General features: G+C 44.8%; 9 protein-coding genes. 5 read left to right on the top strand and 4 right to left on the bottom strand.

The genetic code is table 11. The features are described 5' to 3' along the window. Window positions 1–45: 45 nt before the first annotated feature. Entirely contained in the window at window positions 46–1,233 is a 1,188-nt protein-coding gene (gene tyrS, locus NL643_RS02265; RefSeq protein WP_253643842.1) for a tyrosine--tRNA ligase, read from the bottom strand. Between the two features lie 130 nt (window positions 1,234–1,363). Here tyrS and NL643_RS02260 point away from each other — a divergent pair, with 130 nt between their 5' ends. Next, complete coding sequence (locus NL643_RS02260; protein WP_253643841.1) at window positions 1,364–2,656, top strand: peptidoglycan DD-metalloendopeptidase family protein; 1,293 nt, start codon at window positions 1,364–1,366, stop codon at window positions 2,654–2,656. A 64-nt stretch (window positions 2,657–2,720) separates the two neighbouring features. Here the strand turns inward: NL643_RS02260 and vmeK are convergent, their stop codons facing one another. From vmeK to erpA, 3 genes are all read right to left on the bottom strand, one after another. Further along, the gene (gene vmeK / locus NL643_RS02255; RefSeq protein WP_253643840.1) at window positions 2,721–5,825 is read right to left on the bottom strand and encodes a multidrug efflux RND transporter permease subunit VmeK; all 3,105 of its coding nucleotides are present in this window, start codon (window positions 5,823–5,825) and stop codon (window positions 2,721–2,723) included. Between the two features lie 9 nt (window positions 5,826–5,834). After that, window positions 5,835–6,953, bottom strand: coding sequence for an efflux RND transporter periplasmic adaptor subunit (locus NL643_RS02250; RefSeq protein ID WP_253643839.1), 1,119 nt, complete (start codon window positions 6,951–6,953; stop codon window positions 5,835–5,837). A gap of 105 nt (window positions 6,954–7,058) precedes the next feature. Then, window positions 7,059–7,400, bottom strand: coding sequence for an iron-sulfur cluster insertion protein ErpA (erpA, locus tag NL643_RS02245; protein ID WP_005380031.1), 342 nt, complete (start codon window positions 7,398–7,400; stop codon window positions 7,059–7,061). Window positions 7,401–7,646: 246 nt separating this feature from the next. Between erpA and hemL the strand changes: the two genes are divergently transcribed. The 4 genes from hemL to NL643_RS02225 all read left to right on the top strand — a co-directional run bounded on the left by hemL (window position 7,647) and on the right by NL643_RS02225 (window position 15,088). Further along, window positions 7,647–8,942 (top strand): glutamate-1-semialdehyde 2,1-aminomutase, encoded by a 1,296-nt coding sequence (gene hemL, locus NL643_RS02240; protein ID WP_012841437.1) that lies wholly within the window; start codon window positions 7,647–7,649, stop codon window positions 8,940–8,942. A gap of 346 nt (window positions 8,943–9,288) precedes the next feature. After that, entirely contained in the window at window positions 9,289–10,374 is a 1,086-nt protein-coding gene (locus tag NL643_RS02235; protein WP_006743285.1) for an AI-2E family transporter, read from the top strand. A gap of 75 nt (window positions 10,375–10,449) precedes the next feature. Further along, window positions 10,450–11,475, top strand: a complete 1,026-nt coding sequence (rsmC, locus tag NL643_RS02230; protein ID WP_005394693.1) for a 16S rRNA (guanine(1207)-N(2))-methyltransferase RsmC — start codon at window positions 10,450–10,452, stop codon at window positions 11,473–11,475. A 226-nt stretch (window positions 11,476–11,701) separates the two neighbouring features. Beyond that, complete coding sequence (locus tag NL643_RS02225) at window positions 11,702–15,088, top strand: ATP-binding protein (RefSeq protein ID WP_253643838.1); 3,387 nt, start codon at window positions 11,702–11,704, stop codon at window positions 15,086–15,088. The last annotated feature ends 721 nt before the right edge of the window (window positions 15,089–15,809 follow it).

Raw genomic sequence — 15,809 nt, 5'->3', positions numbered from 1 at the left:
CAAAAAAAGCGCCCATCAGGCGCTTTCATTTGCAGCGATTATTGATTAATGAATAGTAATACGTGCAAATTTACGTTTGCCTACTTGGAACACGTAAGTACCCGCTTCTGGAGCAAATTTGCTGTCCGCAATTTTTTCACCATCCATCTTCACAGCGCCCTGCTTAACCATACGCATCGCATCTGACGATGATGAGCATAAGCCAGCTTCTTTCAACAGATTGCTCACTGGGCGACCTGCATCAAAATCAAATTCTGGCATTTCATCAGGAATTTGGTTCTTCGCAAAACGGTTTACGAATTCTTGCTCTGCCGCATCCGCATCAGCTTCACTGTGGAAACGAGCAATAATTTCTTTTGCTAGCAATACTTTGATGTCACGAGGGTTTTTGCCTGCTTCTACATCCGCTTTGAATTGAGCAATCTCTTCCAGAGGACGGAAAGATAGCAGCTCGTAGTAGCTCCACATTAGGTCATCCGAAATAGACATGATTTTACCAAACATTTCGCTTGGCGCTTCGCTGATACCGATGTAGTTGTTTGCTGACTTAGACATCTTCTTCTCGCCATCAAGGCCCACTAGAAGAGGCATCATCAGTACAACCTGTGGTTTTTGACCGTGAGACTTTTGCAGTTCACGCCCCATTAGCAGGTTGAACTTCTGGTCAGTACCACCAAGCTCAACGTCAGTTTCCATTGCTACTGAGTCCCAACCTTGTAGAAGTGGGTACATGAACTCATGAATAGCAATTGGCTGACCACCCGCGTAACGCTTTTTAAAGTCATCACGTTCTAGCATACGAGCAACGGTTTGGTTTGCAGCAAGACGAATCATACCTTCTGCACCAAGCTCAGATAACCACTCAGAGTTGAACTGAATCTTAGTTTTTGCAGGGTCTAAAATTTTGAATACCTGCTCTTTGTAAGTTTCTGCATTACGCAATACGTCTTCGCGGCTTAGCGGTGGACGTGTTGTGTTTTTACCTGTTGGGTCACCAACCATTGCAGTGAAGTCACCAATTAGGAACGTCACCTCATGACCTAGCTCTTGGAACAAGCGAAGCTTATTGAAAATAACCGTATGACCTAGGTGAATATCTGGAGCCGTAGGATCCGCACCCAATTTAATACGTAGAGGACGGTCTTCTTTTAGTTTTGCGATAAGCTCTTCTTCTGGAATCAGCTCTTCAACACCGCGCTTAATCTCGGCTAGTGCAGCTTCAATGCTCGCCATTCTTGTTCACTCCCACAGATTTGGCAAAAATATAATAGCTGAACATATTACTTGAATAGCGATGCATTTTGAAACACGTTAGACTAGGTAGTTGTCAATTTTTCCGTTTAATTTAGCAATCAAGTACCTCATGCATTCGATTTTTGTCCGACTTCCACTCTTGCACAAAGTATTGATCGGTTTTTTTAGTGCGCTGATTATCTTCGCGCTCTTCTTTTTACCTGATCCGCAAGACCTAGACCCGCAGCAGAGCCGATTAAAAGTTGGTCAACATTATCCTGTGCCAGTTTCCCTAGAACTCAGTGCACTAAACAGTTCGTCTCCAGCGTCCTCCGCTGTACTGCGTTGGGAAACGTACAAAGTGAAAAATGGTGAGAGTGCCGCCATCTTGTTTAGTCGCGTGGGGCTTTCTGCCCGCCTATTGCATGAGCTTGTCTCATCAGACAAAGAAGTGGAAAAGCAATTAACCCGGATTCGACCTGGCGATCGATTGCAATTCGGTTTTGATGAAAACAACGACTTAGTACAGTTAAGAAGAACATTAAGCGCATTCGAAACTTTTCGTATCACGTTAAAAGACGGCAAATACGTCTCAGAAGTCGATAAAAAAGAAGTCGACTTCCAGTACAACTACGCTGAAGCCACCATCAAATCAAACTTTTGGAATGCGGGAATCTCTTCGGGATTAAATGGCAACCAAATCATGGAACTGGCCGGCATATTTGGCTGGGATATCGACTTTGCTTTAGATATTCGTAAGAACGACAGCTTCCGAGTGCTTTACCAAGAGGAAGTGGTAGAAGGTGAAGTGATTGGACGCGGAAAAATCATTGCTGCGATATTTAAAAACCAAGGCGATACTTTCACCGCAATACTGGATCAGAAAAGTGGCAAGTATTATGACGAAAATGGACGAGCAATGAAAAAGGCGTTCTTGCGCGCACCTTTGGATTTCCGTCGAGTTTCGTCTAACTTCAACCCACGCCGCTTACACCCTGTAACGGGACGCGTTCGTCCTCACAGAGGCACAGATTATGCAGCACCTGTAGGCACCCCGATTTGGGCGGCTGGTGATGGTGTCGTTCAAAAATCGTCTTACAACAAATTTAATGGTAACTACGTTTTCATTAAACATAGCAATACTTACATTACCAAGTACCTGCACTTAACCAAACGTACGGTACGAGCTGGTCAACGCGTTAAACAAGGCCAAACCATTGGTACGCTTGGCGGAACAGGTCGTGTAACAGGCCCTCACCTGCACTATGAGTTCCTTGTGAATGGTGTCCATAAAAACCCGCGCACGGTGAATTTGCCACAATCTAAATCCCTAACAGGAAAAGCGAGACAAACTTTCATGGCAAACGCGAAAATTAGCATGGACAAACTTGAGCGCTACAGCAAACTGCTAGCAATGAAGTAAGCCAGGTATTGAAAAGGGCAGCTCAGCTGCCCTTTTTGTTTCTTTAATATCATCACGATGAAGCTTACTTTTCGGAGTGATGCTCTCTCCCGAGCATGAGCAAGCATGGTGTCAGAACCAGCGTTAGCAAAGTCGCAAACGCCAATCCACCCGCGACAGCCGTCGCAAGTTGAGACCACCATTGAGTGCTTGGCGCGCCAAATTCCACTTTCTGGTTAACTAAGTCGATGTTCATTTCTAGCACCATTGGCAATAAGCCTAGTATGGTGGTCACCGTCGTGAGTAAAACGGGTCTTAAACGCTGCACGCCTGTGCGCAAGATCGCCTCAGATTTCTCTAAGCCACGTTTACGCATCTGATTATAAGTATCGATTAATACGATGTTGTTATTCACAACAATACCTGCAAGCGCAATCACCCCTATTCCCGACATAATGATGCCAAATGGCTTTTGGAAAATAAGCAATCCAGCAAAGACCCCAACGGTAGAAAACAACACAGCACTGAGGATTAAGAAAGCTTGATAAAAGCTATTAAACTGCGTAATTAAAATCAGAGCCATCACACCAAGCGCGACAATAAAAGCATTTTGTAAGAATGCTGATGAGTTTTCCTGCTCTTCATTTTGACCCCGAATCTTATATTCAATGCCTTCCGGTAAGTCGAGCTGTTCCATTCCAGCGGCAATCTTCGGTAGCTCAAGCGCCAAATTGTAACCTTCCACCATGTCTGCTTTGATATTGATAACTCGATGGCCGTCTACACGACGAATGGTGTCTTGCTTATGATCTGGTTTGATTTGAGCAAAATTCGTAATCGGTACCAGACCAGCTGCCGTTTTCACTCTCAGTTGGTCAAATCGACCAATATCGCGCTTATCTTGTGGATAGCGTACCAAAATATCGACTTCTTCATCCGCATCATCGGGTAAATAATCGCCTATTTTCAAACCGTTTGTAACAAACTGAACAGTATTCCCGACTAAGGTCGCATCCGCTGCAAAGCGAGAGGCGTCATCTCGCTGGATATCAATTTGCCAATCAATCCCTTCCTTATTAGTGGTATCACTCAAATTGGTCAGTGCAGGATTACCATCAGCCCAGTGTCGGACTTGTTTGGCCGCTTCATCTAACGCACTAACACTCAAGTTTCGTGATGACACTTCAATCACGAGATCATGCTCGACAGGCGGTCCTGCGTCCGGGAATTTATACTCAAGTTCAACACCATAAAAGCGATCTGTCGTCTCTTTTAGTTCCTCAATAATGGTTTTCACTTTTCGTCGATACTGCCAATCCACAGGTGTTATCTGAATCTGGCCGATTTCATCCCCATTATCACTTGAGCCTGTACGCGTGTAGACACTTTCAAACTCGTCATGACCGAGCATCACCTTCTCGATTTCACGCATAACAACATCTTTTTCGTGAATAGACAGGTCACCATAAGAACGAACTTTAACGGTAAAAAAGGCAGGGTCCACTTCAGGGAAAAACTCTGCACCCAAGCCAGCTTTGTTGTAAGTGAAGCCGACACCTGCCGCTAGCAGTATCGCGCTGAGTAAGACTTTCCATGGATGACGAATCGCTACCGACAGAGTCTGGTAATAAAGCTTGGTAATGCCTGTCGCTTTTTCAAAGTTGCCGTTATGCAGCTCAACCATTTCTCGCTGAGCTTTCTGATTGACTACTTGAGGCTTGCCAATGATCCCACCGATGACAGGAACGAACAGTAGAGCCATCATCAGCGAAGCGGCCAAAGTAGCAATTAAAGTAAGTGGTAAGTACTTCATGAACTCACCAGTAATGTCTGGCCAGAAAAGTAACGGAGCAAACGCAGCCAATGTGGTTGCTGTGGATGCGGTAATAGGCCAGGCCATTCGCTTTGCTGCATCTCGATAGGCTTCTTTACGTGGCGTTCCTTCTTGCATGCGCCGATCTGCAAACTCTGTCACCACAATGGCACCATCCACCAACATGCCTACCGCCATAATTAAAGCAAACAGTACGACGATATTGACCGTCAGCCCAAATACCGATAACACCAACAACCCAGTCAAGAACGATCCTGGAATAGAAATCCCCACGAGAAGCGCGGTCCTAACCCCCAATATGGCGATAATGACGATAACTACGAGGATAATTGCGGATAAGATATTGTTTTGTAGATCACTGAGCATCAATTTGACATCGTCGGATTGATCCCAAGTGTATTTAACTTGCAAATTACTTGGCCACTCCGCTCGCAGTTGTCCTTGAGCAATCACCTCTTTGACTAACGCTACGGTTTCAATAATGTTCTCGCCCGCACGCTTTTTCACGTCAAGCACAATGGCAGGCTCACCATCTAAACGAGCAAAACTTTCAGGGTCGCGAAATGCACGTCGTACTGTCGCCACATCGCCAAAGGTGATCACTTCTTTGCCATTCACTTTGATAGGCAATTCAAGCACATCTTTCAGAGAATCAAACACCGATGGGACTTTTACCGAAAAGCGTCCATACCCAGTATCGACAAATCCCGCTGCAACCACTCGGTTATTCAAGGCGATTAAATTATAAATATCCGCTTGATCGAGACCGTAGCTTTCCATCAATAGCGGATCGACAACTATCTCCACGATGTCTTCACGATCCCCTGCGATTTCAACCTCAAGAACCTGACGGAAACTCTCCAAACGATCACGTAGCGTTCTGGCAATCTGTACAATGGTCCGCTCTGGTACGGTGCCATATAGAACAACAGTCAAAACAGGCTCTTCAGATGCAAACGTGACTTCATTTACCGTTGGCTCATCACTGTCCTCTGGTAATTTTGGCTTTGCAAGGTCAACGGCGTCTCGGACATCTGCCATCGCTTTATCAAGATCCACTCCAACACTAAATTCCAGCGTCACCGAAGCATGACCTTCTGATGCTACAGAGGTCATCTCTTTTACGCCTTCAATAGAGCGCAACTCTTGCTCTATTGGGCGAACTAATAAACGCTCGGCATCGACGGGAGAAATGCCTTGATGTCCAACGGAAACGTAGATAATAGGAATGGTAATATCAGGGCTCGATTCCTTGGGGATCGTGACGTAAGTAATGACACCGGCAATTAAAATCATCACTAATAATGTCAGCATGGTGCGAGCGCGGGATAACGCAGCATCAATCAGAGTGTACATAAGTGCTCCTTACTGCTCACTAGCCGCTTCAACAACTACGTCATCAACTTTGTTGGCCAGTACCTGATCGCCATCGCGTACAAAACCTTGCCCCAGCACGATAATATCGGCTCGCTCTCCTAACCCAGAGAGCCAAACACCATCATCCTCGGCCTTAACGAGCTGAATCGGAACAAATTCCACATGCTCATTACGCAGTGTTTTAACACCTAAATTACCTTCTTCATCGAGTGCTAGCATTGCAGCCGTAATCTTTACCGCTAACACTTCACTCAACGGCAACTGTACTTCAGCACTCATACCGGCCGGAATTCTTGCGTCTTGGTTATCAATTTCGATTTCAATTGGAAAGGTGTTAGTAGAAGCAGAAGAAACACGCCCAATGTAGCGTACCCGACCTTGATAATGCTGTTGGTTAATGGTTCTTACATCGGCTTGTAGGCCTTCCTTAAGGTATTGTATATGCCGCTCACTGACATCGGCTTCAATCACCAAAGTGTCCAAATCAATGACCGTCGCAATAGGATCGCCAATCCCTACAAAGTCGCCTAACTCAACAAAGTGGTGATCAACAATGCCATCGAATGGTGCTTTCACCTCGGTATTTCTTAATGCAGTTTGCACGTTGCTCAAACTCGCTCGAGCATCCACCAATGCCGCTTGTGCTGTCGCAAACGCAACTTCGCCCTGTAGTCCTCGACTTTTTAGCGATTTAGCTGCATTAAACTCTTTCTCTTTAACCAACAGCATCGCCTGAGCCCGCTTGAGCTGAATACCAAGATCGCGCTTGTCGATGCTTGCGATCACTTGCCCCTGCTTGACTGTTTGACCTTTTTCTATATTGAGGCTGACTATTTTACCCGCGACTTCAGCGCCAAGGCGCGCTTGACGATTGGGGGCAGTCCGTCCATACAGTTCGATGGTTTTACTTGTGGGTTCAGCAATAAAAGTGTCGAACATCACCTTTGCAAGTGGCGTGGTGTTCGTTGAAGAGGATGAAGAATTGAGATTATCATCTTGTGCTTTCAGTTGACCGATTGCCAACCATGCAACAAGAAGCAATATGAGGATAAGAGATACTAGCCACGGGCGCTCGACAATGCGACGTCCGAAAGACGATCCAGACATATAAAGTCCTTTTTATTATTTCTCTGCATATTCTGCGAGAGCGACTTTACGTGACATCCTTCTACGTAAAGTTCAGGCAGCCACTGGCTGCCTGATTGGTGTTAATTACACACTGAACGATGCACCACAACCACATGTTGTCGTTGCATTTGGGTTGTTTACAAAGAAGCGCGCTCCTTCTAACCCTTCTGTGTAGTCAACAATGCCGCCAACGAGATATTGCAGACTCATAGGGTCTACAACCAGTGTTACACCACTGTTTACGATTGTCGTATCGCCTTCGTTTACATTTTCATCAAAAGTAAAGCCGTATTGGAAGCCGCTACAGCCGCCACCAGTAATGTATACGCGCAGTTTCAATGCTGGGTTTTCTTCTTCAGCAATCAATGCTTTAACGCGAGATGCTGCTGCGTCAGAAAAAGATAATGGTACGTTTACTTCGCTCACGAAGACCTCTCTCACTCGTGTAATGCGTCAAGCCTGAAGCAAGACGTCAAATTTGTGCTAATTGAGACGATTATCCAATACCTGACAAACTCGTTCAAGTATTCACCGCCGATTCTTTATAACAGATGCGGATATATAAGATTACACTGCGAAACAACACATAAATTAAGCAAAACGTTTCTAACTTGATTATAGCTAGGTACAATGCGCTCCACTTGGTCCGAGCAATCAAAAGAGGATAACCCCATGACCAAATCATCAGAGCTGTATCAAAAAGCTCAGCAAACCATCCCTGGCGGTGTCAATTCACCAGTTCGTGCATTCAACGGCGTTGGCGGCTCTCCGCTATTTATCGAACGAGCAGACGGTCCACTGATTTTTGATGCCGATGGTAAAGCGTACATTGATTACGTTGGCTCTTGGGGTCCAATGATTCTTGGCCACAACCACGCGGTTATCCGCGAAGCCGTCATTGACGCAGCGCAACGTGGCCTTAGCTTCGGCGCGCCGACAGAACTTGAAATCGCGATGGCAGAGTTAGTTTCTGAACTTGTTCCATCAATGGAGCAAATCCGTATGGTAAGTTCTGGTACCGAAGCGACTATGAGCGCGATTCGCCTTGCTCGTGGCTTCACTGGTCGCGACAAGATCATGAAGTTTGAAGGTTGTTACCATGGTCACGCAGACAGCTTGCTAGTCAAAGCGGGCTCTGGTGCACTGACCCTTGGTCAACCTAGCTCTCCTGGCGTTCCTGCAGATTTTGCTAAGCACACGCTAACAGCAACATTCAACGACCTAGATTCTGTACGCGAGCTATTCGCTGCTAACAAAGGCGAAATCGCTTGTATCATCGTTGAGCCAGTTGCAGGCAACATGAACTGTATTCCACCAGTGGAAGGCTTCCACGAAGGTCTACGTGAAATCTGTGATCAAGAAGGCGCGCTATTAATTTTTGATGAAGTTATGACAGGCTTCCGTGTGGCACTTGGTGGCGCACAAGCGCACTACAACATCAAGCCAGACCTAACGACACTGGGTAAAGTGATCGGTGGTGGTATGCCAGTGGGTGCTTTCGGTGGTCGTAAAGAAGTAATGCAATACGTTGCGCCAACGGGTCCGGTTTACCAAGCGGGTACGCTTTCTGGCAACCCTGTCGCAATGGCTGCAGGCTATGCATGTTTGAACCTTCTTAAAGAAGAAGGCAACGAAAAACGCCTAGCTTCAAAAACCAAACAACTAGCAGATGGCTTTAAGTCTCTAGCAGAGAAACACGGTATTCCTCTGGTTGTGAACCAAGTGGGCGGCATGTTCGGCTTCTTCTTCACTGACCAAGAAAAAGTGACTTGCTACGAAGACGTAACGAAGTGCGATGTGGAACGCTTCAAGCGCTTCTTCCACTTAATGCTCAAACACGGTGTCTACCTAGCGCCTTCAGCGTTCGAAGCGAGCTTTACTTCCCTTGCTCACGGTTCAAAAGAAATCGATGCCACGCTAGAAGCGGCTGACCGCTGTTTTGCAACTCTTGCAGAAGAAGCAAAATAATCGCTTAAAAGCTGCGATAACTAATTTAAAAAAGGACCATCACGGTCCTTTTTTATTGCCAATTCAATATAATCAATACTGCTAAAACACCAACAACAATGCCAAACCACGGTATTCGTTTGGCTTTTTTCTCGGTTTGACACTTTTTATCACCGTTGCAACAACCCATACTTCATCTCTTGATTGATAACCGACTGATTTGTGGTCATTATAACAAGGTATATTGCTCTGCTCTAATTCGGCATTGTCATAAGGTTGAAAGAGTTAAGAGTGCAAAGTAATAAAGGTTCAACGCCATCTTTGAAGGCGAAAACCGTAAACGTCACCTGTAAGTTGGACTAATCTCATGCCAAATAATGTAAAAATAACGTCGAGTCACCGAGTGCTAATGGTCGCTTTACTCGCCGCTGCTTTTGCTTGCTACTTATTGGTTGAGCCATACATCAATTCCATTGTGATGGCTTTTATCATTTCTTTGCTCATGTTTCCGGTACACGAATGGTTTGAGCGGAAAATTCCCAAGCACCCCAATATGGCCGCACTGCTGTCATGTGTCGTCTTGACGTTTATTATCGTTATCCCACTGCTATTTGTGTTTGCAGCCATTGTTCAACAAGGCTCTGTTTTTTCACAAAATACGTACAACTGGGTCACTAATGGCGGAATCCAAGATATATTCCAACATCCTTTTGTTATCAAAGGTTTAGCTATAGTTAATGAGTACTTACCTTTCGATAAAATCGAGCCAAAAGCCATTGCTGAGAAAATTGGTCAATTTGCTACATCGTTTGGCTCTAACTTAGTTGCTATCAGCGCAAAGATTTTAGGAGACGCCACCAACTTCCTAATGAATTTTTTCCTGATGCTGTTTGTGCTGTTTTTTCTACTTCGTGATCACGACAAAATTATCTCTGCGATTCGTCATATTCTGCCACTCTCACGTAGCCAGGAAGACCGTATATTGACAGAGATAGAGCAGGTTTCTAAATCAGCCGTGATGGGCTCATTCCTAACGGCTATTGCTCAGGGTCTGGCTGGCGGTATCGGTATGTGGCTCGCTGGCTTCCCTGGGTTATTTTGGGGAACGATGATGGGCTTTGCATCATTCATTCCTGTGGTCGGAACCGCACTAATCTGGATTCCTGCAGCAGCGTACTTGTTCTTAACAGGCGATATGACTTGGGCTATCTTCTTGACGGTGTGGAGTGTGGTCGTCGTTGGTTCTATTGATAACCTATTGCGTCCGCTGCTAATGCAAGGCAGCGCAGGTATGAACACCCTAATGATTTTCTTCTCGTTACTGGGTGGTCTGCACCTGTTTGGATTGATCGGCCTGATTTACGGTCCACTGATTTTTGCCGTGACAATGGTACTGTTTAATATCTACGAAGAAGAATTCAAAGACTTCCTCAACCAGCAAGACAACAGCTAGTCACAGCTTAATCACTTCAAGCTTGGGGCAGATTGTGCGAAAATCTGCCCCAATTATTTCTGATGAACCCAATTTATGTCTGCTTATATCGCTCCTAGCCAAATAGCTCAGCGTCAGCTCGAGTACTTCAACGGAAAACATGTTTTAGTTGCAGGTGAAGTCGAAGATCTCTTTCCACTTGAACTGACCAAACACTGTGAATCTGTGGAAGTCTTCACTTCAAACTACAGCTTCTACCGTCAAATTCGCACTCATAACAAGGTTAAAAGCCATTTTGGTTCAGAGTTTAATACTGAGACACAAGCAGACATGGTGCTTTTGTACTGGCCTAAAGCCAAAGCCGAAGCCGAATACCTTCTGGCGATGTTGATGGCGAAACTAGGCGTGAACACTGAAATTGTAGTGGTTGGCGAAAACCGCTCAGGTGTTAAAAGCATCGAGAAGATGTTCAAAGAGTATGGCCCGGTCAATAAATACGATTCCGCTCGTCGCTGTTCATTTTACTGGGGCACTTGCCTCAATGAACCAAAGCCGTTCAATCAAGCAGACTGGTTTAAAACCTATACGGTCACACTTGGTGAGCAATCACTGACTGTTAAGAGCTTGCCTGGAGTATTCAGTCATGGCGAATTCGATTTAGGTAGCCGCCTATTACTCGAAACCCTACCTACTCTATCAGGTAAAGTCCTCGACTTTGGATGTGGTGCTGGGGTGTTAGGTGCTTTCATGGCAAAAGCCAATCCGGAAATTGCGATTGAGATGTGTGACATTAACGCGTATGCCATCACATCGAGTCAAGCCACACTAAAAGCCAATGGATTAACCGGCCATGTATTCGCCTCTGATATTTACTCAGACACTGCCGACGATTATCGTTTTATCATCAGTAACCCACCTTTCCACAGTGGTTTGGATACGAACTACAACGCAGCAGAAACACTCTTGGGTCAGGCTCCAAAGTATCTCGATAACCATGGTGAAATGATCATTGTCGCGAATAGCTTCTTAAAATATCCACCAATTATTGAGCGAGCGTTTAATAATTGCGAGACGCTAAATAAGACCAATAAGTTTTCTATCTACTACGCGAAAAAGTCATAATCTTCCCTCGCGCAGGTACAAACCTGCGCGATTTTTTCTCAAAAACTCAACACTCATAAGAAAAACTGCGTCACCCTGCACGCTTTACAACTAACTTTCTTGTCAAAGAAAAAAAACTCGTTAATTTTGTTAATTCTATCTAGTTGAACTTCTTATCCGTTTTTAACGAGAACCTCGGCAGCGAAGTACATTTTAGAACTGCCCTTTATGAGTTGTAATCTTATCCATGTTTAAATTCTACAAAAAACAGAAATTTAAGCGCCTTCAGAGTACACTGATGACCGCATTTCTGGTGCTCAGTATCACACCTCTTACTATTACTGCGATCTTTTTCCTACAGTCCCACAGTAAAGATCTGCAAGAACAAAGCACCTCACACTTGTTGTCTGTTCGAGATACAAAACAACAGCAAATTATCGACTACTTTGAGGCGCGGGAAACCGAAGTCATGGGCTTTGTGCGCTCTGAACTGGCTTACGCCAGTGGTGGTCGATTCTACGGTCTCGTCAATGCTTTTAGCCGTTTAGGCAATGACATTGAAGAATCTCGTAAAAATGCCCAACAGCGCTACATTGAAGGCAGCGGAGATCAAATCAAAACGTCAACGTTACCCGAGTCTTCCAACTATGTCGGAAGTGAACGTTACCGACTCTTACATAAACGTTACCACTGGGCCTACTTGGAGCTCCTCAAGCGCTCTGATTTTAATGATATTTTGCTGGTCGATATCAATGGTAATGTCACCTACTCGATCAACAAAGACGATAACTACGGAACAAACTTATTATCAGGCCCCTACAAAGACTCAGCACTTGGCAAAACCTTCAAGCGTCTAGCTGATGACGTCACTGAACGCCGTAAGGTGAATGAAGACTACACCCCTGTTATTGTGTCTGATTTCGAACTGGAAGGTGGTAAACAAGTCGCTTGGTTAGGTGCTCCAATTGTTCAGCAAGGCTACCTACACAGCTATGCTATGTTCCGCTTACCAAATAATGGCATCACGAAGTTAGCCGCAGACGCCAACCGAGAGTCATCCATTAACACCTTACTGGTTGGAAATGATCACCAACCTCGCACAATTAACACCAAGCAAGATGACATTAAGAACAGCTTAGAAGTGATCGATAAAGCACTCTCTGGTGCATTTGGCGTCGGCACTTACACGAACGGTTTAGGTGAAGAGATCATCGCTGCTTATGCACCGATTGAGACGCGTGGTGTTATTTGGGCACTCGTCGTGCAATTACCAGAAAACGAAGCTTTCGCTCGTATTCATCAACTCGAAAAACTGTTTGTTATCGCCATGCTGATCGCCATCATTCTAGTGGTAATCGCTTCCCATTATTTATCAAACTTTATTACTTCTCCGTTGCTGAAGTTAACTTGGGCTGCCGAAAAAGTGTCTGCCGGAGATCTTGATGACACCACCTTTAATACGGTTCGCAAAGATGAAATTGGCCGTCTTGCGCTGAGTTTTGAACGAATGCAACGCTCTATTCGAGAGAAAATTCAAACCATTAAGAAGCAAAATGAAGAACTCGAGAGCAACATCCAGATCATTCAAAAACAAAATGATGAACTGCAATTGGCCGACAAACTTAAAGATGAGTTCTTAGCCACCACTTCTCATGAACTTCGCACACCATTGCACGGCATGGTCGGAATCGCTGAGACCTTAGCGTCCGGCGCTAACGGTGCTATCCCTGCTAGCCAAAAATATCAGCTTGATATCATCATTAAAAGTGGGCAACGTCTCGCAAACCTTGTTGATGACTTATTGGATTATCATAAAATGCGTTACGGAAGCATGGATATCCAGAAGTCAGCGGTGAGTTTAGCCAGTGCAACGCGACTGGTACTAGAGCTTTCCAGTCATTTACTCGGAAATAAAACCATCCGTATCATCAACCAAGTACCAGCGGATTTGAAAGCGGTGTCTGCCGATCCTCAACGCCTTGAACAAGTGTTATATAACCTGATCGGTAATGCGATTAAGTACACCTCAGAAGGTAAAATCGTTATCTCCGCCAATGTGGTTGATGATCATGTTCGTGTGCAAGTTGTGGATACTGGGCAAGGTATTCCCGCAGAACATCTTGAACATATTTTCGAGCCACTTATCCAAGCAGGACAAGACGCAAGTCGCTATCGTCAAGGTGCGGGGCTCGGGCTTTCGATTAGCCGTCAATTGATTGAGTTGATGGGTGGCTCGTTATACGTCAGCAGCCAGCCTATGGTCGGCACCACCTTCAGTTTCACGTTACCACTTGCCAGTGAAGAAGAGATCCAAACAACTCAAACCCTTGCTGCGCACGGACACTTCCAGATTCCTGAAATCGATGTAGAGAACAATGAAGACTTATCACTGCCAGAGAATCCAGACGGCCCGTTACTGTATGTCGATGACGATGAGCCAGTAAACCTGCGTGTGCTTGAGAGTTTCTTACGTTTAGAGGGCTATCGCGTACGTACCGTCTCTGATGGACCAGAAACATTAGCACTCGTTGAGCAGGAAAAACCGGAACTCCTGTTATTGGATATCATGATGCCAGGCATGAGCGGCTATCAAGTCTGCAGTGAATTACGTGAAACTTATGACCATGCCGAGCTGCCTATCATTATGCTCACCGCGCTTAGTCAAACAGAAGATCGTGTACGAGGCTTTGAAGCAGGAGCCAACGACTATTTGTCTAAGCCATTCAATAAACAAGAGCTAGCTGCACGCATCCAAGCGCACTTAACGGCAAGCCAAGCTGAAATGCGCCATATGGAGAATAAGATACTTGAATCTGAACTTCGCCAACGAGCGGCTGTAGAGGCAAGCTTATTAGAAACTCAAGGGCGATTGTTGGAACAACTGGAATCGGCTCCTGAAGCGATTATCTGTTTGCGTGAAGATAAACGTATCCGGTTTGCTAATGAAGCTGCTTGCAAGCTATTCAAGCGTAACTTAGAACAATTAAAACGTTCATCTGCCGATGAGTTGATTGCACCTAAGTATCTGACCGTCAAACAACCTCATTACTGTGGCAAGATTGATATCTATATTGAAGATATTCGTCAAAACATCGAAGCAGACATTCTTAAACTACCTGAAGGCTCAGGCTTAGATGTCATGTATATCTTTAATGTTGGCGGAGGAGCCAATGCCGCTCGCATACACAACCTAGAAACCGCCGTAGAGGTGCTTTCAAGTTATGCTTTTGATGGCGATAAAGACCAGTTGCAGAAGCTGAAAGAACTCGGTGGAGAGTTTACACGCCTTGCAGACAAAGCGCTTGGTAACAAAAAAGACAAACAAGAGCTAATGCGAGAAATTCTGGTCGACGCAATGACACACGCCTTAGAGTATTGGGAGTCAGTCACTGGTGAAAGTAAATTCGCATTTGCCGAACAAAGTGGCTTATGGCGCGTTTATCTTGACCGTAGCACTCTGCAAACACGCACTTTGGATAAATACATGCGTATAGAAACTCTGCCGAAAACGCCACGTTGGAGAACGGTATTGAGCTCGATAGAATTCATCCTTGAACACTGTAAAGAACAGAGTCCTGAGCGTGCGTACATCGAAGCTCAACGAGATAAACTACAGCGACTGTTGACCAGCTAATACCTATCAAAAAAACTAGCCCAGCGCATACGCTGGGCTTTTTATTATCCAAGCCTTCTCTTTCTCTAAAGACGAACAATACAGCGACTCTCTACCGTTACCACATTAAAATGCCGAATAAGCCTCTGGACAAAGTTGTCCATGGCAGGCATTCCAAACATACGCTTCTATCGCTCTAACCTGCCCAAATTAGGTTGAGTCGAGCGAATAAAACACTTCATTTTCACAGTAAAAAAAGAGCAATAAATGAGAGAAAACTGTCGATAAAAGAGACTATTTTTCAGATAACAAACGGTTTTTAACCAACAATTGACAGAGATTGCGAACTCAATCACAACAGAACGGCAGATTAATTTTTAGCTAATTAATTAACACATTTTCTGCATGTGAGCGAGATCTCCGAACTAGGAAGAGAATCATAAGGCTTTTATTTTAAATAGATTATAGGTTAGCAATTACTAACACTCACTATTAACAAGGATATAAACTGCGACGCATATCAACGTTTATTTTTTGGTCTATCTCTAGTCAAAATTAGCCAAAATAACGTTTATAACGGAGAGTGACGATATTTTAACGTTTTTAACGAGAATCGAGTTTGATTATTTTATGGATAAGGTGTTTTCTTACTCCTGCCTAAGGCCTACAGGCCACTCTTGGCGAAACTCAATGTTGTAATGAGTAATGCATAAACAAGAGGTAGGTCTTGGAGAGTGTTTAT

It is taken from the genome of Vibrio sp. Y42_MX_L11, assembly GCF_024181785.1.
Lineage (GTDB): Bacteria > Pseudomonadota > Gammaproteobacteria > Enterobacterales > Vibrionaceae > Vibrio > Vibrio diabolicus.
This window is presented reverse-complemented; position numbering and strand designations above follow the sequence as displayed.

Bases quoted from the DNA above. Each gene is read 5' to 3' on its own strand.
- tyrS (WP_253643842.1), bottom strand. From the start codon at position 1,233: ATGGCGAGCATTGAAGCTGCACTAGCCGAGATTAAGCGCGGTGTTGAA.
- NL643_RS02260 (WP_253643841.1), top strand. From the start codon at position 1,364: ATGCATTCGATTTTTGTCCGACTTCCACTCTTGCACAAAGTATTGATC.
- vmeK (WP_253643840.1), bottom strand. From the start codon at position 5,825: ATGTACACTCTGATTGATGCTGCGTTATCCCGCGCTCGCACCATGCTG.
- NL643_RS02250 (WP_253643839.1), bottom strand. From the start codon at position 6,953: ATGTCTGGATCGTCTTTCGGACGTCGCATTGTCGAGCGCCCGTGGCTA.
- hemL (WP_012841437.1), top strand. From the start codon at position 7,647: ATGACCAAATCATCAGAGCTGTATCAAAAAGCTCAGCAAACCATCCCT.
- NL643_RS02235 (WP_006743285.1), top strand. From the start codon at position 9,289: ATGCCAAATAATGTAAAAATAACGTCGAGTCACCGAGTGCTAATGGTC.
- rsmC (WP_005394693.1), top strand. From the start codon at position 10,450: ATGTCTGCTTATATCGCTCCTAGCCAAATAGCTCAGCGTCAGCTCGAG.
- NL643_RS02225 (WP_253643838.1), top strand. From the start codon at position 11,702: ATGTTTAAATTCTACAAAAAACAGAAATTTAAGCGCCTTCAGAGTACA.